The following is a 22,471-nucleotide window of genomic DNA, read 5'->3' as shown; positions in this document are numbered from 1 at the left end:
GGTGTACCGGCACCGGTGAAAGCCGGTGCATTTTAATCAGTATACTGCGGACCGACCGGCGTCACCCCCTGGACCCATGGCTCGTGGCCGCCCCCAGGGCCTTCAAGATCTCGTCGCGGGGCAGGACGGCCGCGTACTTCTGCTGCATGTCGAACAGATTGGCCTCGTGCGGGCCGAGCGCGCGGTCGCCCACGCAGTCCGAGGCGACGATGGGGCGCAGGCCGTGGCACATGGCGTCCACGACGCTGGCGCGCACGCAGCCGCTGGTGACCGCGCCGGCCACGACCAGCGTGCGCACGCCGCGCTGCGTCAGCCATGCGGCCAGCGTGGTGCCGAAGAAGGCCGAGGGCAGCGTCTTGCGCACCACGAGTTCGCCGGGAGCCGGGGCCAGTTCGGGAACGATGGCGCTGGCGGGATCGTGTTCCTTCAGTTTCAGCAGGCCGGGCACCTTTTCGGTGAAGACGTTGCCATCGGCGTCGTCGTCGGCGAACACGATGCGTGTGTGGGCCACGGGCCATCCCAGCCTGCGGGCCTCGGCCAGCAGGACGGTGGTGCGCTCGATGGCATCGCGGATGTTGCCGCCGCCGAACATGGCCGGATCGGCGAAGCTGTTGACGAAGTCGACGATGAGCAGCGCGGCCGGACCCCGCAGTTCGAGGTCGGCGCCGAACCCCTGGCGCTGGTAGGTCGAGATTTCCTTGTGCATGATGGCTCCGGATCTAGTCGAGGACCTTGCCGTCCACGACCATGTCCCGCCCGTCCAGGCTGACGGTGCAGCGGCGCAGCGGGATGTCGATGTGGCAGGCGGTGGTGCGATTTCCCCCCGCTTCGTTGTTGGGACCGAGCGAGAACAGGAAGTTGCCTTCGAAGGCGCGGGCATCCATGCCTATGGTGGCCTCGCGGTCGTACAGTCCCAGTGTGGACCAGCGGGCGCGTGGCTGCAATCCCCAGCCTATGTGCGAGATGGCGTAGGCCTCGGGATCGTCGAAGGACGCCATGTAGTCGTTGAGCAGGTCGGCGGACAGGCCGCCCTCGATGCGCACGGCGTAGCCGTTCTCCACCGTGAGCGTGATGGGGTCGTCCACGTAGCATTTCTGGGGCAGGAGTATGTCGCCGCGGTCGATGACGATACGGCCGCTGGCGCCGCCCTCGTTGGGCCAGGTCAGGGCGAAGCCGCTGGGCCAGTGGTCCCAGCGGCCGGGTTCGTCGACGAAGCCGTATTCGCTGATGGCGGGGAACTCGCCCAGGGGGCAGCGCAGGTCGGTGCCGGCGGCCGAGCGCACGCGCATCTCGCCGGCGGCCTGGATGCGCGCGGCGGCGGCGGTGACGCGGGTTTTGTCCGCCTGGGTGGGGACCATGCGCATCAGGACTTCGGGCGGCTCGACCGCCAGCAGGATCTTGGTGCCCGCCTGCAGGATCTCATGCTGTTCGGGCGAGAACAGCAGGGTCATCAGGTCCAGGACGAGGTCGCTGGCCTTCAGGGCGGCGATGGCGGCGTGGTTGCCGGTCAGGGGCGTCGTGCCCAGGTAGGCCAGCGCGTCCCGGCTCAGGGCCTTGTCGCCGTTGACCGGCGGCAGGTCCAGCCGGTTGACGATGGCGCCCAGGGACTGCGCGGCGATGGTGGCGCACGACAGGGTCTGCGGATGGGTGGACGCGCTGGTCAGGATGGTCACGGTCTGCCCCGCCTCCAGGCGGGACAGCGTCAGCACCTGGCGCCAGGCTTCGATGAACGGATAGTCGCTGATGGCCATGGTCTTGCCTGTGGTCTGGAGGTGGGAGGGAGCTCAGATCGAAACGCCGAGGAACGTGCCGAAGGCCTGGTAGAAGCCTTCCTCGTTGTCCCACGGGATCATGTGGCCGGCGCCGGGCACGCGCACGGTCTGCATCGAAGCGAGCACGCGCCCGAACTCCGCGACATCGACGTCCTCGACCACGCCGCCCCGTTCGGCGGTCATCAGCAGGACGGGCTGCCGGATCGCGGGAAGATCGGCGTGGATGTCGTCGGTGTGGAAACCTTCGAAGCTGGCCAGCACCGCCTCCTCGTCGCAGGTGTGCAGCCATTCGGCGCGCAGGCGCAGTTGTTCCTCGGTCCAGGTCGGGCAGAATTCGCGCATGGCGGTCCAGTCCATGCCGGCGCGCGCTGCCTTCATCGAGTCGACGTACCAGGGAAGCTTGGCGGGGTAGGGACGGCGTCCGGGGCCGGAGACGGGCGGGTCGACCGCCACCAGGCGGGCCATGGCGGGCATGCCGACGCGCGCGGCGCGCAGGCCGATGCGGGCACCCATGGAATGGCCCACCACGCTGGCGCGCGACAGGCCCAGGGCCTCGGCCAGCGCGATCAGGTCCTCGGCCTGGGCGTCCAGGCTGTAGTCCAGGCCGGCGGCGGCGGTGGACAGGCCGCGGCCGCGCACATCGACGATGTAGGTATCGAAGTGCCGGCCCAGGCGTTCGCCCACGAAGCCCCAGGTGATGGCGGGGCTGGTGATGCCGGGAATGACGATGACGGGGTCGCGCGAGGCGCGTTCGCCGTCGGCGCCGCCGTAGCGCAGGTAGTGCTGGCGGATGCCGTTGGCGCGCACGTTGGCGCCGTGGAGGAAGTGGCTGTCGGTCATGAGGGGCTCGCTGGAAGGAATGGGCCGTGTCAATAGGCGCCGGACAGCAGCGCGCCGGCTCCCGGCACGACGCGTTCGAGGTCCAGGGCCTTGAGCATGGCATAGGTCGTGGCGATGGCGGCCGTGACGACCGGTTTGCCGGTCAGTGCCTCGACCTTGGCCACCACCGGCAGCGACGGCATCTGCACGCAGGCCGACAGCACGATGGCATCGACCTGGCTGGTGTCCATCTGCGCGACGATGGCGGGCAGGTTCTCGGGGTCGTGGCGTCCGACCTCGAGGTTGTCGGGGATTTCCAGGGCGCGGTAGTCGGCAACCTCGAAGCCCTCGTGGCGGATGTAGTCGACCACCAGGTCGGTCAGCGGCTTCATGTACGGCGCCACCACCACGATGCGCCGGGCGCCGATGACCTTCAGGCCCTCGATCAGCGCGCCGGCGCTGGTGATGACCGGCGCGTCGCCGCCGTTGGCGGCGGTATGGCTTGCCAGGCGCGCCTCGGACTGCCGGTGATAGCCGCGCCCCATCGCCATGATGGCGACCAGGCAGGCGTAGCCCAGTACGTCGACGCGCGCGTCGCTCAGTTCGACGGCGCAGCGGTCGGACTCGGCGTCCATGGCGGCAAGTTCTTCCTTGACCACGTGCTTCATGCGCATGCGGCTGGAGTGGAAGGTGAAGCGCTCCGGCCGTATCTGCTGGCGCGCCGTCAGCATGGCCGGAATCTCCGTTTCCATGGTGGTGTTGGAGCTGGGCACGATCTGCCCGATGCGAAACAGTGGCTTGGTCATGAGGGGTCTCCGTCGGGTTGGGTTCACAGGCCCAGGATCCGTGCCGCGTTGCCACGGCAGATGGCTTCGAGCTGGGCGGGTTCCAGGGGCGCGGTGTCGATGAAGCGGGCGGCGGCCTCGGTCGATTCGTACGGGTAGTCGACCGAGAACATCACGGCGTCCACGCCCATCTCGCCCACGGCGCCGACCAGCGTGGGATGCGAGCATACGCCCGAGGTGGTGATGAGCAGGTTGCTGCCTATGTATTCCGACGGGCGCCGCTGCAGGGTGATGCCGTAGGGGTAGGCGGCGAAGCGGCTGTCGAAGCGCCAGCGCTGGAAGGGCAGGCCCTCGCCCATGTGGCCCAGGATGACCTTGAGCCGGGGGAAGCGGTCGAACACGCCGCCGAACACCAGGCGCAGCGCGTGGCTGGCGGTCTCGACGCCCCAGCCCCAGCTGGCGCCGGCCAGCACCGGCGCGCCGTCCAGCGCATGCAGCGGCTTCCAGGGGTCGATGGGGTGCAGGTACATGGGCACGTCCAGCTCCTGCATCCGTTCCCAGAACGGGTCGTACTCGCGGCCCTCGTAGTAGCGGCCCAGCGTATGGCCGTTCACCAGCGAGCCCTTGAATCCGAGTTGCGTCACGCCGCGTTCCAGTTCGCGCGCGGCTTCGAGAGGGTCGTGCATGGGCAGCATGGCGAAACCGGCGTAGCGGTCCGGACGCCGCGCGATGCGCTCGGCCAGGAAGTCGTTGTTCTCGCGCGCCCGGCGCAACGCGAGGGTAGTGTCGGGCTCGGCCTGCACGCCCGGTCCGGACTGGGACAGCACGACCAGCTCGATGCCCGCCTTGTCCATTTCATCGAGCCGCAGCGTGTCGAAGTCGGCCAGCCGCTGGCCCAGTTCCTTCATGGTGGCCGGGTCGATGAAGTTCAGGAAGGCTTTCGAGTAGGCCTCGAAGCCCGGCATCATGAAGTGTTCTTCCAGCGCGATCTTGCGTAAGGTAGCCAATTTCATTCCTCCTAGACGGGGTAGACCAGGTCGTTGGCGATCACCGACGATTCGTGGATCACCTGCCTCTCCCGCAGCAGCAGCTCGTCGCCGTCGCGGACGAACCGGTCGTGGTAGGTGCCGGCCAGATGCAGCGTGGTGGGGCCTTCCACCAGGGTCTGGAGCAGCACGTAGTTGCATTGGGCCCAGATTTCCTGCCCGTCCTCGCCAACGATGCGGGGGGCGGACAGGAGGTGGGCCATGGTCCGGGGCGCGAACATCTGCGTGCGCGAGATCGCCACCGCGCGGTCGTGCAGCATGGGGCGCCCTTCGGCATAGACCAGCCCTACCGGCATGTCCAGCTCGGCGTTCTCGCGCGCGGTAATGCGGTAGACACAGTCCTCGGTGAAGAAGCGCGGCCATTCCTCGATCTGGCCGCTGTCCAGCACCGCGCAGTACTCGATGTTGAAATGCTCGACCAGCGGCCGCAATTCCGCCGCCCGCCGCGCGCCCACCCGGGAGGGCGCGTATCCTGAAAGCTGCAATGTCATCATGTCCTGATTCCTTATCCGGCGATCGGGCTGCTCCAGCCCATGACCTCTCGGTAATACTGGTACATGCCGCGTATGGCGGCTTCCGAGATCAGCGACGTGGTCGTGCCGACGTTGCCCGCGTCCAGTTTCACGACGTTCATGTCCAGGCTGCTGCGGCGCACGCCCTCCTGCACGAACTTCATGGCTTCGTTGTCCTCCAGGCCCAGGAAGCCCGCCGGCCCCATCAGGTTGCCCTGGCGCAGGCGGTGCCGGGTCATCTCGGGCGTGTCGTCCTCGTAGCCGAACATGGTCCAGGTCATCAGCATGCTGTGGGGGCCGTTGGGCACGATCTGCCGCACGCCCAGTGTGTTCATCTCGCGCTGTACGACCAGGTTGGGCCAGATGGTCTGCATCGTCACCGACCAGGGCGAGTCGAATTCCTTCACGAACTCCAGGAAGCGGTCGTCCTGCAGCCGCATGCCGTCGTGGAAGGAGCGCATCTCCTTCTTGTTCTCTTCGCTGACGGCGGCGTACTTGTCTTCTTTCTTGGCGGAGGCCATGGTGCCGTGCCGGTGGTGCACCGGGTCGGCGATCATGGCCGAGTCGTTGCCCGCGACCAGCAGGCCGAACACCACCAGGAACGAGTGCAGCAGCGTGGCGTGGTACGGGTCCTTCAGGTTCTCGTGGTACATCTTCCAGTTGCAGGGCAGTTCGTTCTTGTAATAGCCCAGGATCTTCAGCGGCTTGCCGGGGAAGACGACGTCGAAGTCCTTCAGGATCTCGGGCGTCAGGTATTCCTCCAGCGGCTCCACGTCGGCCGAGTATGACGCGAACACCACGCCGTGCCGGGTCGTGACGTGCAGCTTGAGCAGGCCGTGTTCCTCGTTGCGGAACTCGCGCGGCATGCCGCCCTGCTTGTTCACGCCGCGCTTGAAGGGGATGCCTTGCAGGTTGCCCTTCAGGTCGTAGGACCACTGGTGGTAAGGGCAGACGAACTCCTTCGCATGGCCCCGGCTGCTGCGGCAGAATTCCGCGCCCCGGTGCGCGCAGCGGTTCTCGAAGACGTGGATGCTGCCGTCGTCCGCCCGCGAGACCACGACGGGCACGGGGCCGACGTAGGAGCGCTTGTAGTCGCCCGGGTTGGGGATCTCGGCTTCCAGGGCGACGAAGTTCCACGCGCGGCCCTTGAAGATGCGCTCCATCTCGCGCTCGTATACCGATTGGCTGGTGTAGACCCAGTCGGGGATCAGGTGGTCGTCCGCCGGCCAGGCATAGTCGTCGGCGGGAGCGTTCTTGGCGCCGACCGTGTAGTCGAGGATTTCCTGGTTCTTGTACATCGTGCTTCCTTTCGTTCCGGGTCTAGGCGGACGCCGGGCCCAGGGCCAGGCGCGCAAGCTGTTTGGCGGGGATGCCGGCATCGGCCAGGGTTTCCGGCGCGCAGGCCAGGGAGCGCCCCAGTACGTTCCGGAAGGCGCGCAGGTCGCCGCCGGCATTGATGGCGATGGCGTGGACCAGGCGGTCGCCGTCGATGCCGAAGAGCATGGCCTTGCCGGGCTCCCGGCCTTCCGGGAGCGGGCCGCGCAAGTGGTAGGCCAGGCCGGGCGCGCCATGGCCCAGCATCTGGATGTTGCAGCCGAACTGATCGGTCCAGAACCAGGGCGGCGGGGGCGGTTCGGCGGCCTCGCCCAGCATCGCGGCCGCGGCGATGCGAGCCTGTTCGTTGGCGTTTTGCCAGGATTCCAGGCGGCGGTGCGTGCCGGTGGCGGCATCGAAGCCGCTGGCGCAATCGCCCGCGGCGTAGACGCCTTCGGCGCTGGTGCGGCAGCGCGCGTCCACCCGGATACCGCCGTTGGCGGCATCGATCAGCAATCCGGCTTCGCGCGCCAGCGCCACGTTGGGCACCTGGCCCACGGCCACCATGGCGAGTTCCGCGCGCAGTTCGCCCGCGTCGGCCAGCGTGGCGGCGATGCCGCCGCCGACGGCTTCCAGGCCCGACAACTTCGCGCCCAGGAGCAGGCGCACGCCGTGGGCCTGGACGCGCGTGGCCAGCCACCGCGATGCCTCGGGCGGCATCACGCGGCCCAGCAGCGCCGGTCCCAGTTCGATCACGGTCACGTCCAGGCCCAGCGCGCGGGCGGTGGACGCGATCTCCAGTCCCAGGAAGCCGCCGCCGATCACCAGCAGGCTGCGCGCGGTGCGCAGGGCCGCGCGCAGGCCTCGTGCGTCGTCAAGTGTGCGCAGGTAATGGACGCCCGGGGTGCCGGGGGGCAGGGCCGGCAGGACACGGACGCCGCCGCCGGTGGCGAGCAGGCAGGCGCGGTAGGGTTGGACCCCGCCGTCGTCCAGGTGCAGTTCGCGCCGCGCGGGATCGAGCCGGACGACGCGCCGGCCCCGTTTCAGCGCGAGGCCGGATTGGGCCTGGAAGGGCTCAGGCAGCAGGCCGATGTCCGGCATGCCCTCGTCGGCCAGCACGGCCTTGGAAAGGGGCGGGCGTTCGTAGGGCGCGTGGGGTTCGTCGCCGATCAGGACCAGTTCGCCCGCATGGCCAAGCTCGCGCAGGGCGCGGGCCGCCATGGCGCCGGCCTGTCCCGCGCCGACGATGACCAGGGGGGCCTCGCGGCCTTCGGCGGTTTCATTCGATGGCGACATAGACGGCCTCGTCTTCGACCTTGACGGGATAGATCCGGATGGGCTGCGTGGCCGGCGCGCAGCGCGGCTCGCCCGTGCGCAGGTCGAACTGCGCCTGGTGCAGCGGGCACTCCACGCAGCCGTCCTCGACATAGCCGTCGGTCAGCAGCGCATATTGATGGGTGCAGATGTTGTCGGCGGCGAAGAATTCGCCGCCGCTGCGGAACAGGGCGAGTTCGCGGCCGTCCAGCTTGAACGGCATGCCGGCGTCGTCTTCGACTTCGTCCACCGCGGCGATTCGTGTCCAGTTCATGATGTTTCCGTTGGTCAGTATGCTGAATTTCGTGTTGCGGCCCCGGGCACAGGGCCTGTGTGGATTAGCGGCGGCCGAACAGCCCCCCCACGCCTTGCTTGAATTGGGACCAGAACGCCTTCATGCCTATGCTCAGCATGTTCAGTTCCTGGGGCGGCGGCGCGGCGCGGCCCGCGCCCCGCCGGTTCTGGTTCAAGGCCTGCTGCGTGGCCGCCAGCACCGCCTGTGCCTGGGCCAGCACGGCTTGGGCCTGCAGCAGCAGCGCCTGGGCTTCGGGCGACGTTGGCGCGCTTCCCGCGGCGACGGCCGGCCGGGGCGCGCCGGCCTCGCCCTGCGCGGGGGCGGCGGTCGGCGCGGACACCACGGGCATGGCCGGTTCGGCGGCATCCGTGTCGTCCTGCAGGGACGCGGCCAGGTTGTGCTCGAACTGCTTGAGGATGTGGCCCGCGACCTCGGCGATCATGCCGCTGCCGCGTCCATATTGCGCCACCGCGCCGGACAACTGCAATTGGGTCGTGACGGTGACGTCGGTGCCGCCGCCCGCGGCGGGAACCAGGGCGAAACTGAATTCCGACTGGGCCGAGCCGCGGCCCTTGGGGTCCAGGCCGGAGCCGCGCAGCCAGGCGATGTGCTGCGCGTCGTCCTTGCGCACCAGTTCGGCCTGGCCGTCGAAGGCCAGCTTGATGGGGCCCAGCTTGACCGACACCGAGCCGAGGTATTTGTCGTCGCCCAGCGCTTCCTTGAGCCGGGCCCCGGGCAGGCACGGCAGGATGCGGGGAACGTCCAGCATCAGTTTCCAGGTTTCTTCCAGCGGCAGCGGGACGTGAAAGCGATTGGTGAATTCCATGGCGTCTGCGATCGGGGTCAAAGGTTGGCGCTCGGCGCCGTGGTGTCCAGGGCCGGCGGGTCGAGCAACTCGGCCAGGCGCACCGGGGTCAGCGGGAATTCGGTGATGCGCACGCCGTGGCCGTCCAGCGCGTGCTCGACGGCGCCGATCACCGCGGCGGCCACCGCCAGCGTCGCGCATTCGCCTATGCCCTTGACGCCCAGGGGGTTCAAGCGGGTAGGCGAAGGCTGGAAGATCACTTCGATGTCGGGGACTTCCGGCGCGGTGGGCAGCAGGTATTCCGCGAACGTCGTGGTCAGGGGCTGGGCGTTGTCGTCGTAGCCCATCCATTCGAACAAGGCGTTGCCGATGCCGTGCACCACGCCGCCATGGACCTGGCCATGCGCGATCTGCGGATTGATGAGGTTGCCGCTGTCCTGCACGGCCACGTAGCGCCGCACGTGGACAGCGCCCGTCAAGGGGTCGACCTCGACTTCGCAGGCGTGCGAGGAGCCCGCGTAGGCCTGGGCGTCGCAGTGGAAATGCACGGTCGCATCCAGGCCCGGATCGCCCGGGACGGGCAGCGCGTAGCCGGGCACGCCCTTGAGCAGCATGGCCAGCCGGGCCAGCGAGACGCGTTTGTCGAAGTCCGGGGTATGGACCTCGCCCTGGCTCAGCATCAGTTCGTCCGCGCCGACGCCCAGCACGGCGGCGGCCGTGGCCAGCGCCTTGTCCTTGACCTGGGCCGCGGCCTCGGAGACGGCCGAGCCGGCCATCATGGCCTGGCGGCTGGCGAAGCCGCCCATGCCATAGCCGGAGAGGCCGGTATCGCCCGCCGAGACCTCCACCGCCTGCGGCTCCACGCCCAGGTGCGCCGCGCACAATTGCGCCAGCGTGGTCTTGATGCCCTGGCCCATGGCCAGGGCGCCGGTATGGACCACGATGCGGCCGGACGGATGGACCTTGACACGGGCGGTCTCGTAGGGGCCGCGCCCGGTGGGCTTGACGCTGTTGGCCAGCGCGATGCCGCGCAGCAGGCCGGCGCGGGCCGAGGCTTCCCGCCGTTGCGCGAAGCCGTCGTAGTCGATGGCCCGGGCGGCGGTGGCCTGGAGCGCGGGGAAATCGCCGCTGTCGATGACCAGCGGCACGCCGGCGCGCGACTTGAGCGGCTTGGTGTAGGGAATCTTCTCCGGGGGTATGAGATTGCGCCGGCGGCATTCGAGCCGGTCGATGCCCGCGGTGGACGCCAGCCGGTCCATCATGCGTTCCATGACGAAGGCCGCTTGCGGATAGCCGGCCCCGCGTATGGTCGCGACCGGCACCTTGTTGGTATAGGCCACCTGCACGCGCAGCGAGAAAGCCGGTACGACGTAGGGCCCGGTCATGGACGAGGCGGCGTTGTACGGGACGTTGGTGCCCTGGGGCGTGTAGGCGCCGTGGTCGTGGACGAAGCCGCCCCGCACGCCGAGCACGCGGCCGTCGCGGTCGGCGGCCACCGAGATGCGCCAGAACTGGTCGCGCTCCTGGATGGTGGTCAGGAAGTTTTCGCGGCGGTCCTCCACCCACTTGACCGGGCGGTCCAGCGCTCGGGCGACGGCCGGCACCACGATTTCCTCGGGGTAGATCATGAATTTGGCGCCGAAGCCGCCGCCCACGTCCGGCGTGATCACCCGCAACCGGTCCTCGGGCTGGTCCAGCATGTGGGCGATGGTGTAGTGCAGTTCGTGCGCCATCTGGGTCGAGGACCAGACGGTCAGCATGCCGGTGGCGGGGTCGGGCATGGCTACCACGCCGCGCCCTTCCATGGGATGGCCGCAGCCGCGATGGACCCGGAAGTCGTCGTCCAGCACGATGTCGGCACGGGCGAAGGCGGCGTCGCAGTCGCCGTAGGCGAGGGTGTAGTCCTGCAGCACGTTGCTGGCCAGTTCGGTGCGCACCCGGGGGGCATCGTCGTGCACGGCCCGCCGGCAGTCCGCGATGGCGGGCAGGACCTCGAACTCCGCCAGCACGGCGGCCGCGGCGTCCTCGGCCTCGTGCCGCGTCCGGGCCACCACTACCGCGTAGGCCTCGCCCACGAAGGCGACCTCGTCGCCGGCCAGCGCGAACGGCGTGGTGTTCTCGGGCAGGGCCGCGAGCGGAAAGCCCAACGGCATGCGCCACGAGGTGACGTGCCCGAACAGGTCCTGGCGGGTATAGACCGCGACGACGCCGGGCATGGCGCGGGCCTGGCCCGCGTCCACCCCGTGCAGCCGCGCGTGGGCATGCGGGCTGCGCACGAAGCAGGCGTGCAGCGCATCGGGGACGGGGACGTCGTCCAGGAAGCAGGCCTTGCCCCGCAGCAGCGTATCGTCCTCGATGCGGCCGGGACTCGCGCCCATGCCGGGGATGGCGGTCAGTTGGCGCTCAGCGTGCATGGCCGCCTCGTTCACGCAGGATCTGCGCGGCGCGCAGCGCCGCCGCCACGATGTTCTGGTAGCCCGTGCAACGGCACAGGTGGCCGGACAGCACGTCGCGCACGGCGTCCTCGTCGGGGTCGGGGTTGGCGGCCAGCAGCTCGGACAGCGACATCAGGATGCCCGGGGTGCAGAAGCCGCATTGCAGCGCGTGCAATTCATGGAAGGCCTGCTGCAGCGGATGCGTGTCGTGCTCGCTGGCGGCCAGGCCTTCGATGGTGGTGATGGCGCAGCCCTCGCCCTGGACCGCCAGCATCAGGCAGCTGCGGGCAGAGACGCCGTCCACCAGTACCGTACAGGCGCCGCAGACCCCGTGCTCGCAACCCACGTGGGTGCCGGTCAGCTTCAGTTCGCCGCGCAGGAAGTCGGCCAGGTGCAGGCGGGGCTCCGCCATGCCCTGGCAAGGCTTGCCGTTGACGGACAGATGCACGGGGCGGGAGTTTTGCGTGGTTGCCATGGTGGATGTCATCTTGTTGCGCGTTCGAGCGCGCGGGTGATCGCGCGGCCGGCCAGCACCCGCGCCAGCCGCTGGCGGTACCAGCCGGGCACGTAGGCGTCGGAGCTGGCCTCCACCGCGCCGCACAGCGCGGCGGTTCGTTCGATGTCCGCCGCCTCGGCTTTCGTGCCCAGCAGGGCCTGCTCGGCCTGCGCCATGCGGACGGGCGCCGTCGATACGCCGCCCAGGGTGATGGAACAGCGGTCCACCCGCGCGTCGGCGCCGAAGCTCAGCAGCACGGCGGCCGAGGCGATGGCGAAGTCGCCGTGCCGCCGCGAGAATTCCAGGAAGCTCCAGCCATGTCCCGGGTCCCAGGGGCGCATCGACACGCCCACCAGCATTTCGTCGGCCTCCAGCGCCGGCGTCATGTAGCCGGCGGGAAAATCCGCCATCGCCAGGCTGCGCGTGCCGCTGGCGCTGGCCACGTGGACCTGCGCGTCCAGGGCCATGGCGATGGTGGGGATCTCGGCCGAGGGGTCGAGCTGGCACAGGCTGCCGCCCACGGTGCCGCGGTTGCGCGTCTGCCGGTGGCCGACGTTCAGGATCGCCTCGCGCAGGATGGGCAGCCGGTCCCGCACCATGTCCGAGAACTCGACGTCCCGCTGCCGGGTCATGGCGCCGATCCGGACCGAGTCGCCTTCGTCGCGCAGGTAGGCCAGTTCCGGGATGCGATTGATGTCCACCAGGCAGTCCGGGAACGCGAACCGCATGTTCAGCATGGCCATCAGCGACTGGCCGCCCGCCAGCACCCGCGCGTTGTCCGCGCCGGCCAGGCATTGCAGCGCCTCGTCCAGGCTGCGCGGCGCCACGTAGTCGACAGCGGGAGCTTTCATGGCGTGTTCAGATCTTCGACAGGTCGAGGGCCGAGGCGGCGAACAGTTCCTCGGGCGCGACCCGCCGGCGCGACAGGCCCTGGTCGTGGTGGTAGCGCGCGAAGGTCTCGATCACGTGATGGTTGGCGGGCAGGCCGTAGGGCCAGTAGTCCTCGCCCATCAGCGCCTTGGCCTCGTTGTGGTGGTGGACCATCCAGGGCAGGGTGACCGCCAGATGGCAGATCTCGTCCAGCTCCTTGACGGCCAGGGCCTTGGCCTTCAGGAAGGCCTTGTAGACGCTGACCGGCAGCCATGGGTTTTCTTCCACCAGCGACTTGCGTATGCCCACCATGTGCATGATGGGGAAGATGCGGGTGCGGCGGAAATAGTCCTTTTCGGCGTCGATGTAATCGCCGAACAGGCGGCCCACATTGGGGGCGCCGCGCAGGAAGCAGGACGGCGCGCGGGCGCCGATGTAGCCGTCGATCTCGCCGGACTCCAGCATGCCCGACAGGGTCTTGTCGTCGGGGATCTGCCGCAGGTCGATGGACGGATCCAGCTCGATCGGCGCGCGTTCGCCCCGCCCCGGTTCCTCGACGCCGCCGCGCCGCCACTTGATGTCGGCTGGCTTGACGCCGTATTCGTCCTCGAGGATGCCGCGGATCCAGACGTTCGCGGTGATCTGGTACTCGGGGACGCCTATGGTCTTGCCCTTGAGATCCTGCGGGCGCTGGATGCCGCGGTCGGTGCGCACGTAGATGCCCGACTGGCGGAAGACCCGCGACAGGAAGGCGGGCACCGCGACGTACTTGTTGTCGCCGCGCGCCGTGGTCATCATGTGGCTGCTCATCGAGATTTCCGTCACGTCGAACTCTTCGTAGCGGAAGGCGCGGTGGAAGGCCTCCTCAGGCTCCAGCGGCACGGCGCGCACGTTGCAGCCCTCGATGGCCACGCGGCCGTCGAACAGGGCCTGGGTGCGGTCGTAGTTGCCTACGGAGAGACTGATGTTCAGTTTGTTCATCGATTTTCCTTTTGGTGGATGCTCGGATTCTCAGTCCGCGCTCAGGCCGATCTTCTTGGCCAGCGCGGCAAAACGGTCGATGTCGTCGTTGACGATTTTCTGGAACGCGGCCGGGCCTTCGTCCGCGGTGGTGTAGCCCAGGTCCTCGAGCCGCTTGCGCATGGCGTCGGTCTTCATGATGGCCGACACCGTCTTGTAGATGTCCATCTTGACGTTGTCCGGCGTGCCGCCGGGAACCGCCAGCCCCTGCCATTGGCTGAGGTTGAAGCCGGGTGCGCCGCTCTCGGCCACGGTGGGCACGTCGGGCACGGCCTTCGAGCGGTCGCTGGAGGTGATGGCCAGCGCGCGCAGCTTGCCCGAGGAAATGTAGGTCAGCGCGCCGGAGATGGTGACTATCGCCAGGTCCACCTGCCCGCCCAGGACGTCGACCAGGGCGGGGCCACAGCCTTTGTACGGAACGTGCACGTTGTGCATCTTGAACTCGATGTTCATCATTTCGCCCGCCAGGTGCGGGTCGGTCCCGGCGCCGCAGGAGCCGTACGACAGCTTGGAGCCCGGCTGGCGGCCCACCTCCACCACGTCGGCCAGGGTCTTGAAGCGCGAGGACGCCGGCACCACCACCAGCATGGGAGCGTAGGCGACATTGATCACGGCCGCCAGATCCTTCTTGGGGTCGTAGCCCAGGTTCTTGTAGATGGCGGGCGCCAGGGAATAGGCGTCGTTCATCATCAGCAGGGAATGGCCGTCCTTGGGCTTGCCCGCGACGATGCGGGTGCCCACGGTACTGCCGGCGCCCGCCTTGTTCTCGACGATGACGGACTGCCCGAGCCTGCCGAGCTGGTCGCCGATGAGCCGGGCCAGCATGTCGACCCCGCCGCCCACGGCGTAGGGCACGGTGATCTCGACCGTCTTGACGGGGAAGGTTGGGGCTGCCTTGACTTCGGCCTTCGCCGCGGGCAGGAGGGCCGCGGCGAAGGCCAGGGAGCACAGCAGTTGGACGGGCATCTTGGTCAGCATGGGGAGCTCGCAGGGGTCGGGTTGATCGGATCGGAGTGGCGCACTGGATGTGTGCCGTGATGCACCAAAATTACTCAGTAGACTGATCAATATATTCACTGTACTGAGTATTTGGCCGAGCGCTCATTGGGGGAATCACCTAATGATGCGAAATGTTTGCCCCGGATGTGGGCGCCGACCGGTCATCGATCCTTCTGCGAGCAAGTTCCGGGCCAGATGGGGGCCGGCGGCGCGGGGGATGCGCCGCCGGATGGCGGGGGGCTAGCCCGCCTTGTACTGGGCCTCGATGCGGCGGCCGATGTCGGCGTCGACCTGCTTCCAGTAGTCGAACGCCCGCTCGAGCACCGGCGAGCGCACGCCGGATTTCAGCCCGCCCACCACGGTATCGACCAGCCGCTGGCGCTGCGCGTCGTCGAAGACGTCGCGCACCAGCGCGCCGGCCTGGCCGAAGTCGTCGTCGTCCTTGCGCAGCTTGTAGGCTTCCCGGACCAGGCTGGTGTCGACCTCCCAGCTTTCTTCCTGCGCCGCGCCGCCGTCGGCCCAGGCGCGTCCCGTGCTGTTGGGCGCGTAGGTGGCGGCATTGCCGGCGTGCTCATAGGCCATGTGGCCGTCGAACATGTAGGTGTTGACCGGCACTTTCGGACGGTTCACGGGCAACTGGTGGAAGTTGGTGCCGATGCGGGCGCGATGGGCGTCGTTGTAGGCGAAGGCGCGGCCCAGCAGCATCTTGTCGGGCGACAGGCCGATGCCCGGCACGGTATTGCCGGGCGAGAAGGCGGCCTGTTCGATCTCGGCGAAGAAGTTGACCGGGTTGCGGTTCAGGGTCATCACGCCGACCTTGATCAGCGGATAGTCCTTGTGCGGCCACACCTTGGTCAGGTCGAAGGGGTTGAAGCGGTAAGTCTTGGCCTCGGCATACGGCATGACCTGCACCGACAGCACCCACTTGGGATGTTCCCCGCGCGCGATCGCTTCGAACAGGTCGCGCCGGTGGTAGTCGGCGTCCTGGCCGGCGATGCGGGCGGCTTCCTCGTTGGTCAGGTTCTTTTCGCCCTGCTGGTTGTGGAAGTGATACTTGACCCAGAATTTCTCGCTCGCCGCGTTGACCCACATGTAGGTGTGCGACCCGAAGCCGTTCATGTGGCGCCAGGACTGCGGGATGCCGCGATCGCCCATCAGGTAGGTGACCTGGTGCGCCGATTCGGGATTGTGCGTCCAGAAGTCCCACTGCATGTGGGCGTCGCGCAGGCCCGAGTCGGGCAGGCGCTTCTGGCTGCGGATGAAATGGGGGAACTTGATCGGATCGCGTACGAAGAAGACGGGCGTGTTGTTGCCGACCAGATCGTAGTTGCCTTCGGTGGTGTAGAACTTCAGCGAGAAGCCGCGCACGTCGCGCCAGGTGTCCGGGCTGCCGGATTCGCCGGCCACCGTGGAGAACCGGGCCAGCATCTCGGTCTTACAGCCTTTCTGGAACAGGGCGGCCTTGGTGTAGCGGGAGATGTCCTCGGTGGCCTCGAAGACGCCGAAGGCGCCCGAGCCCTTCGCGTGGGGCTGGCGCTCGGGGACTTTTTCCCGGTTGAAGTGCGCCATCTGTTCGAGGAAATGCACATCGTGCAGGACCAGCGGTCCGTCGCTGCCCGCCGTCAGCGAATTACGGTCGCTGGGGGCGGGGGCGCCGGCGCTGGTGGTGCTGTGGCCGGGGAGGGGGGTCTTGTCGCTCATTGTGGGACTCCTGAATGGCGGTTGATGTTCGTGTCCAAGGACGCTTTCGGTCTTTGCCCTGCGAATGGCCCATCCTAGCCAAGAAGCCGTGACGGGGCGCACAAAGCCCGCCCTGCCTTGTGTGTCAAAATGTAACTTGATTGGGGCGGCGCGCCGCCGGTCAGGCGCACGCGTGCCAGCGCACCGTGCGCTCCACCGCGCTCCTCGGGGCTTTGTCCATGATCATGGCGATCGTCTGGCGCGACAGCTCCTTGCGCCAGGCGGCTTCGGCGCCATGCATGGCCGAGGCGATCGCACAGGGCCGGCGGCATTCGGCGGGCGGGGCCGCGCCTTCGCCGTTGCGCCGGATCTCGGTGCAGCGGAAAGCCGTCTCCTGGCCTTCGATGGCATCGACCACGTCCAGCAGCGTGATCCGCGCCGGCGGGCGGGCCAGCCGGAAGCCGCCCTTGGGGCCCGCCGACGACGCCAGGATGCCGGCCCGCGCGAGCGCCTGCAGCGACTTGTTCAGATAGGCGGCGGGCAGCCCGAACTTGGCCGCCAGCCTGGCGGTGGACACCACCTCGTCCTGCCCCATCCAGCCCAGGGCCACGCAGCAATGCAGGCCCCATTCCACGCCTTCGCTCATCCTCATGGTTCGTGCCTCGCAATGGATAATCCGGACTATATCCATCCAGATTATGATTGACCAGCGTTCCGAACGAGAGGGTCCGCAGGCCGCGCTCGGCGCAAGACATGTACGGCGGCTGCACGCTCTGCCTGGATCGCAACGGCGGCAAGCCGGCGGTGGCGCCGGACCCGCAGGGCACCCCGGGCCGGCTTCCCGTGGGGGAGTCGTGGTAACCTGTCAGGCAGCAAGATGGCTTTGCCATCGTTCCGGGTGTCCAGGTCATGCCAGCAGAGAATAGAACCGAGATCGAGCCGTTCGAGAAAATGGAGCGGCGCACAGCCGCCGCCTACGTGCAGGCGCAGTTGCAGAAGCGGATAGAAAGCGGCGCGTTCCGACCGGAAGAACGCCTGCCCTCCGAAGCGGAGCTGGCCAGCTCGTTCGGCGTCAGCCGTCCGGTGGTGCGGGAAGCCCTGATGTCCCTGCAGGCCCTGGGCTACACCGAGTCGCAGACCGGGCGGGGCACGTTCGTCGTGTCGGATCGCATCAGCGGCGCATTGATCTTCGGGCGCTACACCCCCGCGCAGATACAGGAGGTCCGTTGTGCGCTCGAGGTTCCCGTGGTGCAACTGGCCGCCGTCAAGCGGACCGAACAGGACATAGGCGTCCTGGCTTCGCTGCTCGGCCGCATTGCCGAAACCAGCGATCCGGACCGCCGCAACCAGCTCGACATGGATTTTCACGTGGCCATCGCGAACGCCTCGGGCAACCCTCTCTTCGTGATGTTGATCGAAGAGATGCGGGGCATCCTGGAGGACTACACCAAGGAACTGACCAAGGCGCCGCACCGGCGCGGCGAGGCCAGGACGGAGCACGCGGAGATCTACCAGGCGATCGTGCGGCGCGATCCGGCCGCGGCCGGCCAGGCCATGGCCAGGCATCTGGAAGCGGGCGAGGCGGTGTTCGGGGGCGGGGCGTCCGCGCTGTCGCGGGTCGCCGCTCCGGACGGTTCTCCGGCCTGACGGGGCCGCGGGCGGCTCAGGCCGGCTCGAGCCGTGCGATGGCCAGCGCCAGCGCCTGGGCCCGCGGCACCAACGAGTCCAGCCGGCAGTATTCGCGGTCCGTATGGACGTGTCCTCCCACCGGGCCGACCGCACACAACGTCGGAGCGCCCACCGCCGAGGTCAGGCCGCTGTCGGCCGAGCCGCCGGTGTATTCGCCTTCGACCGAGAAGCCCGTCTCGCGCGCGGCATCCTGGTAGCGGGCCAGCACGTCCAGGGTCATGGCCGTGGTGGCGAGCGGCAGGAAAAGGCCTTCGCGCACGATCCTGCCGCAGGTGCAGGCGGGCGATTCCTGTTCGATGATGCCGGCGATCCTCTGCCGGAGTTCGGCGCGATCCACGCCATCGGGAAAGCGCACGTCGAGCTGGCCCCGCGCGAAATCCGCCACGGTGTTCACGGACATGCCCCCCGACACGGTACCCACGTTGGTGGAGACGCCTCGCCCGGGATCCGCCAGTCCGTGCAGGGCCATGGTCTTGCGCGCGAGGGCTTCGATGGCGCTGGCACCCTGCTCGGGATTGACGCCGGAGTGGGCCGCTACGCCCCGGATCTCGAAATCCATGAACAGCGCCCCCTTGCGGCCGGTCACCACATTGCCGGTGGGCCGACCCGGTTCGGCATTGAAGACCGCGCGCGCTCCCCGGGCCATGTCCTGGGTCAGGCCGCGCGAGGCGGGGGAGGCGATTTCCTCGTCGCCGGTGAACAGTACGCGCAGCGGCAGCGGGTTGCCGCCGACTTCGGCGAACGCGCGGACCACGAACAGGTTCATGACCAGGCCTGCCTTCATGTCCGCCACGCCGGGGCCGTAGGCGGTGCGGCCGTCCACCCGGAATGGCCGGGCCTGCGCCGTGCCCGGGGGAAAGACCGTGTCCATGTGGCCCAGCAGCAGCACATGTCCCTGTCCCGCGCATGCGCCGGGCAGCTCCCCGCTGACGCAATCCCCGTGTTCGGGCAGGGGGTGGCGCACCGTGGCGATGCCGGCCTCACGCAGCGCGGCTTCGAGCCGCAGTCCCACCTGGTCCACGTTTCCCTTGTCGCTGCTGCCGCTGTCCATGTTGACCAGTGCTTCCAGCAGTTCCAGCATCGCGGGTTCACGCCGCCGTAGCCAGTCGGCCAGTGCCCGTTCCTGTGTCGCCTTCATGGGCGGTTTCCTTCATTCGATCCGGATGTTGGCATTGCGGATGACGTGCTGCCACCTGTCGATCTCGCCCTTGATGCGGGTCCGGAATTCCTCCGGCGAACTCGGGGCGACGGAGAAGCCCACGTTCAGCAACTGCGTCTTGACCTCGGGCATGGCCGCGGCTTTCCTGATGGCCGCGTTGAGCCTGTCGATGATGGGCCGCGGCGTGCCGGCGGGCGCCAGGATTCCCGATACCGTGTCGCCTTCCAGGCCAGGCGTGCCTGACTCGATCGTGCCGGGGACGTTGGGCAGGATCTCGCTGCGTTCCTTGCTCAGCACCATGACGGGTTTGAGCTTGCCGTCGCGTATGAAGGGCAGGGCCGAGGGCAGCGAGGTGAAGACGATGGGCGTGTCCCCGGAGACGGCGGAAGCCAGCAGTTGCGGCGTGCCGTTGAAGGGAACCGTGGTCAGTCCGTCCAGCTTGTAGGTCAGCTTGAACAGCTCGCCGTTCAGATGGGGGGTGGAGCCTATGCCGGGGTGGGCGTAGCTGTACTGCGTGGGGTGGGCCTTGATGAGATCGATCAGGCCCTTGGCGGAGTCCACCTTCATCTGCGTGTTCACGCTGACGATGTTGGGCGAGGCCGCCAGCATGGCGATGGGCTCGAAGTCCCTGAGCGGATCGTAGCCGACGTCGCGCACGTACAGGCTGGGATTGATGATGAAGCCGGTGCTGATGACGTGCAGCGTGTAGCCGTCGGGCGAGGCCTTGGCGACCCGGGCCGCGGCGATATTGCCACCGGCGCCCGGCACGTTTTCCACGATGAAGCTCTGGCCGAGGCTTTCGCCCAGTTTCTGCGCCATGACGCGGGCGATGATGTCCGCCGGGCCGCCGGCGGTGAAGCCGACGACGATGCGCACGGGTTTTTCGGGATACTGGCCGGCGGCTTGCGCGGCTATCGGTATCGCGGTGGGCAGGACCAGCACGGACAACAGATGCGAGAGGCGCGGTTTCATGTTCATCGCTCCACGGAAAGGGACGTCGAGACGGCAGGAAGGGCGGGACTCAGCGGACGACGGTTTCGCCCAGGTTGACCACGGTCGTGTAATCGGCCGAAGCGATGCCGCGCGGTCCCATGCCGAGGACGGCGCGTTGCGCATGGACCGCCGAGGCCGGGGCGCGTCCGTCTGCGGGCGCCAGGCGCCGGCCGGCCGGCGATGCGGCCGGCGCGTCGCGCAGGTAGTCCAGGATGGCGCCGCAGAACAGGTGCAGGTCGCTGGGCAGGCGCGAGGTGATCAGGTTGCGGTCGCGTACGACGGCTTCGTCGCGGTAGCGTCCGCCCGCGTGGATCACGTCGTCGCGGATCAGCGCGACGCAGGTGACGTCCCGGTCCTTGGCGATGCCGGCCGAGGCCAGTACCCAGCCGGCGTGGCAGATGGCGGCCACCAGGTTGCCGCGTGCGTCCATGTCGCGCACGAAGTCGATCATCGCCTTGTGCCGGCGCATGCCTTCGGGGGCGAACCCGCCCGGAATGACGACGGCATCGAAATCCCCGGCGGTCACGTCCGCCACGGCCAAGTCGGGCCGGACGGGGTAGCCGAGCTTGCTCGCATAGACCTGGTCCCGGGCGGGACCGACGACCAGCACGTGGGCGCCCGCTTCGCGCAGGCGCAGCAAGGGGTGCCAGAGTTCGAGTTCCTGATACTGGTTCTCGGCCAGGATGGCGATGCGGGCTTCGCGGGGCAGGGCGAGGGAGGACGTGGCGTCCAGCGCGGACATGAGCCGGTGTCCCCAGGCGGGCAGGTCGTCCGTGCTGGCGGCGGTGATCGCGCCATCCACGGCCTTGCCCAGCAGGGACCGGCCTTCGGAGACGGCCGCCAGCAAGGCGCCGGCCTGGGCCGCCTCGTCCAGGAATGCGCGCAGGACGGGGTCGTGCCCCAACGCGCCGGTGTTGCCGCCAGGGATCACGACGGCGGCGAAGTCCGCTCCCGAAGCCCCGGCCACGGCCCGGTTCGGCACGACCGGATAGCCCAGGCGGCTGTAGGCGGCATCCTGGCCCGCCGTGCCGAGCACCACCACTTCCCGCCGCGCCTCGCGCAGCCGCAGGACGGGATACCAGAACTCCAGCTCCTGGAAGCCGGGATAGAGAAGCACTGCGACGGGTTTACTCACGGATCACTCCCTACGGAATTAGTTGTAAGGCTGTAAGATAGGTTGTACTCTATCCATCCATCAATGCTTTGGCAATGTTTTTCACCGATGCATCCGGTGTTTTTAATCAAGCTATTGATTTATAAGAATAAATTTTTATTCTGGAATTCATTTTGAGGTAAGGCCGGAGTGAGGCAGGGGCGGAGTGCCCCCTTTCGGCCCATTGTTGTTGCACATAGCTGTATGACAGGATGGGCGATCCCGGCAGGATCGCTTTTTTGGACAACCCGTGGAGATGGCAATGAAGAAGATCAGGACCGTGACGGGCGATGTGCCGGTCGATCGGATGGGCGTGACGTTGACGCATGAGCATCTGCTCTACACCTATCCGGGCGGCGAGCACGACCACCGGTCCAGCTATGTGCTGGAGGATGCCGTGGCGCGGATCTCGGCCGAACTCAAGGCGGGCATGGATGCATACGGCTACGGTACCCTGGTCGACATGACGCCGGCGGAGGTGGGCCGCAATCCCGAACTGATGAAGCGGGTTGCCGAGCGCACGGGGGCCAATATCATCGCCGTCAGCGGCTTCTTTCCCGAGCGCATGGGCATTCCCTACTGGTTCCGGCGCCAGTCCGTGGACGAACTGACGGACTTCTACTACCGGGACCTGACCGAGGGCATGGTGTTCGCCGGCGCCGCGACCGGCATCAAGGCTGGGGCGATCAAGATCGCCACCGGGCAGGAAAGCGTGCATCCGGCCCCCAGTCCCATGGGGCCCAACGGGCGCCGCATCCACCAGTACGAAGACAGGTTGATCCGCGCGGCCGCCCGGGCCCAGCGCAAGACCCTGTGCTGCATCAACACTCATACCGACCCGATGGACTATACGGTGACCAATCCGGGGGTCGAGCAGCTCGAGATACTGGAAGAGGAAGGCGCGGACCTCGGCAAGGTGATTGTCGGCCATGCCTTCGTCGAGCCGCGGGGCGTCGAGCAGATCGAGGCCATCGTGCGGCGGGGCGCGACCGTGCAGGTGGATCACATCGGGATTCCCTGGCGCTTCGACGGCGACGAAGGCCTGGACGAGTCCATGGCCGGGCTGATGCAGGTCCTGGCCGACAAAGGCTACATGGACCAGATGGTCATTACCTACGACCGCTGGTTCTTCAATCCGCGGGGACCCGCCACCCAGGAGAATCCGCAGTTGCTGAACCAGGGCGTGGGCCTGGGGTACATCTTCGAGACCTTCGTGCCGCGGCTGCGCGGCAAGGGCTTCACCGATGCCGACGTCCACCGCATGATGGTCGAGAATCCGCGCCGGCTGCTGTCCATGGATTCCCTGTAGCAGTTT

22 protein-coding genes are annotated in these 22,471 nt (G+C 68.1%); 2 read left to right on the top strand and 20 right to left on the bottom strand.

Going from position 1 to position 22,471, the window contains the following annotated elements; genetic code table 11:
- Window positions 1-61 precede the first annotated feature (61 nt).
- The 17 genes from AC1Q6E_RS00385 to AC1Q6E_RS00305 all read right to left on the bottom strand — a co-directional run bounded on the left by AC1Q6E_RS00385 (window position 62) and on the right by AC1Q6E_RS00305 (window position 16,814).
- Window positions 62-706, bottom strand: a complete 645-nt coding sequence (locus AC1Q6E_RS00385; protein ID WP_152793494.1) for an isochorismatase family protein — start codon at window positions 704-706, stop codon at window positions 62-64.
- Between the two features lie 13 nt (window positions 707-719).
- On the bottom strand, window positions 720-1,751 hold the full coding sequence (locus AC1Q6E_RS00380; RefSeq protein ID WP_492572020.1) for a 2,5-dihydroxypyridine 5,6-dioxygenase NicX family protein: 1,032 nt from the start codon (window positions 1,749-1,751) through the stop codon (window positions 720-722).
- A 33-nt stretch (window positions 1,752-1,784) separates the two neighbouring features.
- Entirely contained in the window at window positions 1,785-2,612 is an 828-nt protein-coding gene (locus tag AC1Q6E_RS00375; RefSeq protein WP_492572019.1) for an alpha/beta fold hydrolase, read from the bottom strand.
- Window positions 2,613-2,641: 29 nt separating this feature from the next.
- Window positions 2,642-3,397 carry a maleate cis-trans isomerase family protein gene (locus AC1Q6E_RS00370; RefSeq protein ID WP_152793491.1) on the bottom strand — a complete coding sequence of 252 codons (756 nt, stop codon included), beginning with the start codon at window positions 3,395-3,397 and terminating at the stop codon, window positions 2,642-2,644.
- Window positions 3,398-3,420: 23 nt separating this feature from the next.
- Window positions 3,421-4,383 (bottom strand): amidohydrolase family protein, encoded by a 963-nt coding sequence (locus AC1Q6E_RS00365; RefSeq protein ID WP_296554840.1) that lies wholly within the window; start codon window positions 4,381-4,383, stop codon window positions 3,421-3,423.
- A gap of 11 nt (window positions 4,384-4,394) precedes the next feature.
- Window positions 4,395-4,907, bottom strand: a complete 513-nt coding sequence (locus AC1Q6E_RS00360; RefSeq protein WP_492572185.1) for an aromatic-ring-hydroxylating dioxygenase subunit beta — start codon at window positions 4,905-4,907, stop codon at window positions 4,395-4,397.
- Window positions 4,908-4,927: 20 nt separating this feature from the next.
- A complete protein-coding gene (locus AC1Q6E_RS00355) occupies window positions 4,928-6,232 on the bottom strand; it encodes an aromatic ring-hydroxylating dioxygenase subunit alpha (RefSeq protein ID WP_492572018.1) in 1,305 nt (434 codons plus the stop codon).
- A 22-nt stretch (window positions 6,233-6,254) separates the two neighbouring features.
- Window positions 6,255-7,544 (bottom strand): NAD(P)/FAD-dependent oxidoreductase, encoded by a 1,290-nt coding sequence (locus AC1Q6E_RS00350; RefSeq protein WP_492572017.1) that lies wholly within the window; start codon window positions 7,542-7,544, stop codon window positions 6,255-6,257.
- Complete coding sequence (locus AC1Q6E_RS00345) at window positions 7,528-7,836, bottom strand: non-heme iron oxygenase ferredoxin subunit (RefSeq protein WP_492572016.1); 309 nt, start codon at window positions 7,834-7,836, stop codon at window positions 7,528-7,530. The genes AC1Q6E_RS00350 and AC1Q6E_RS00345 overlap by 17 nt, the downstream gene beginning before the upstream one ends.
- Before the next feature lie 64 nt (window positions 7,837-7,900).
- The gene (locus tag AC1Q6E_RS00340; RefSeq protein ID WP_492572184.1) at window positions 7,901-8,626 is read right to left on the bottom strand and encodes an SRPBCC family protein; all 726 of its coding nucleotides are present in this window, start codon (window positions 8,624-8,626) and stop codon (window positions 7,901-7,903) included.
- Between the two features lie 74 nt (window positions 8,627-8,700).
- Window positions 8,701-11,076, bottom strand: a complete 2,376-nt coding sequence (locus tag AC1Q6E_RS00335; RefSeq protein WP_492572015.1) for a xanthine dehydrogenase family protein molybdopterin-binding subunit — start codon at window positions 11,074-11,076, stop codon at window positions 8,701-8,703.
- Window positions 11,066-11,572: a (2Fe-2S)-binding protein gene (locus AC1Q6E_RS00330; protein ID WP_152793484.1), complete on the bottom strand. Its 507-nt coding sequence runs from the start codon at window positions 11,570-11,572 to the stop codon at window positions 11,066-11,068. Before AC1Q6E_RS00330 ends, AC1Q6E_RS00335 begins: the two co-directional genes overlap by 11 nt.
- 8 nt (window positions 11,573-11,580) lie before the next feature.
- Entirely contained in the window at window positions 11,581-12,444 is an 864-nt protein-coding gene (locus tag AC1Q6E_RS00325) for an FAD binding domain-containing protein (protein WP_152793483.1), read from the bottom strand.
- Between the two features lie 7 nt (window positions 12,445-12,451).
- Window positions 12,452-13,444 carry an ABC transporter substrate-binding protein gene (locus AC1Q6E_RS00320; RefSeq protein WP_152793482.1) on the bottom strand — a complete coding sequence of 331 codons (993 nt, stop codon included), beginning with the start codon at window positions 13,442-13,444 and terminating at the stop codon, window positions 12,452-12,454.
- Window positions 13,445-13,474: 30 nt separating this feature from the next.
- The gene (locus AC1Q6E_RS00315; protein WP_492572014.1) at window positions 13,475-14,461 is read right to left on the bottom strand and encodes a tripartite tricarboxylate transporter substrate binding protein; all 987 of its coding nucleotides are present in this window, start codon (window positions 14,459-14,461) and stop codon (window positions 13,475-13,477) included.
- 261 nt (window positions 14,462-14,722) lie between these two features.
- The gene (locus tag AC1Q6E_RS00310) at window positions 14,723-16,183 is read right to left on the bottom strand and encodes a catalase (RefSeq protein WP_492572013.1); all 1,461 of its coding nucleotides are present in this window, start codon (window positions 16,181-16,183) and stop codon (window positions 14,723-14,725) included.
- Between the two features lie 160 nt (window positions 16,184-16,343).
- Entirely contained in the window at window positions 16,344-16,814 is a 471-nt protein-coding gene (locus tag AC1Q6E_RS00305; RefSeq protein WP_152793479.1) for an RrF2 family transcriptional regulator, read from the bottom strand.
- A 257-nt stretch (window positions 16,815-17,071) separates the two neighbouring features.
- On the opposite strand from AC1Q6E_RS00305, the gene AC1Q6E_RS00300 reads away from it, so the two are divergent.
- Window positions 17,072-17,809 carry a FadR/GntR family transcriptional regulator gene (locus AC1Q6E_RS00300; RefSeq protein WP_152793478.1) on the top strand — a complete coding sequence of 246 codons (738 nt, stop codon included), beginning with the start codon at window positions 17,072-17,074 and terminating at the stop codon, window positions 17,807-17,809.
- 16 nt (window positions 17,810-17,825) lie between these two features.
- Here AC1Q6E_RS00300 and AC1Q6E_RS00295 read toward each other — a convergent pair whose 3' ends face one another.
- Genes AC1Q6E_RS00295 through AC1Q6E_RS00285 form a run of 3 tightly spaced genes read right to left on the bottom strand, consistent with a single transcriptional unit; the run spans window position 17,826 to window position 21,138 of the window.
- Window positions 17,826-18,989 (bottom strand): M20 family metallopeptidase, encoded by a 1,164-nt coding sequence (locus tag AC1Q6E_RS00295; protein ID WP_152793477.1) that lies wholly within the window; start codon window positions 18,987-18,989, stop codon window positions 17,826-17,828.
- Window positions 18,990-19,001: 12 nt separating this feature from the next.
- Entirely contained in the window at window positions 19,002-19,982 is a 981-nt protein-coding gene (locus AC1Q6E_RS00290; protein WP_296554852.1) for a Bug family tripartite tricarboxylate transporter substrate binding protein, read from the bottom strand.
- Window positions 19,983-20,031: 49 nt separating this feature from the next.
- On the bottom strand, window positions 20,032-21,138 hold the full coding sequence (locus AC1Q6E_RS00285) for a DJ-1/PfpI/YhbO family deglycase/protease (protein ID WP_152793475.1): 1,107 nt from the start codon (window positions 21,136-21,138) through the stop codon (window positions 20,032-20,034).
- A gap of 280 nt (window positions 21,139-21,418) precedes the next feature.
- On the opposite strand from AC1Q6E_RS00285, the gene AC1Q6E_RS00280 reads away from it, so the two are divergent.
- Window positions 21,419-22,465, top strand: coding sequence for a phosphotriesterase family protein (locus AC1Q6E_RS00280; RefSeq protein ID WP_492572012.1), 1,047 nt, complete (start codon window positions 21,419-21,421; stop codon window positions 22,463-22,465).
- Window positions 22,466-22,471 lie beyond the last annotated feature (6 nt).

This window comes from Pigmentiphaga sp. MLSB6-MA01 (assembly GCF_058793475.1).
This window is presented reverse-complemented; position numbering and strand designations above follow the sequence as displayed.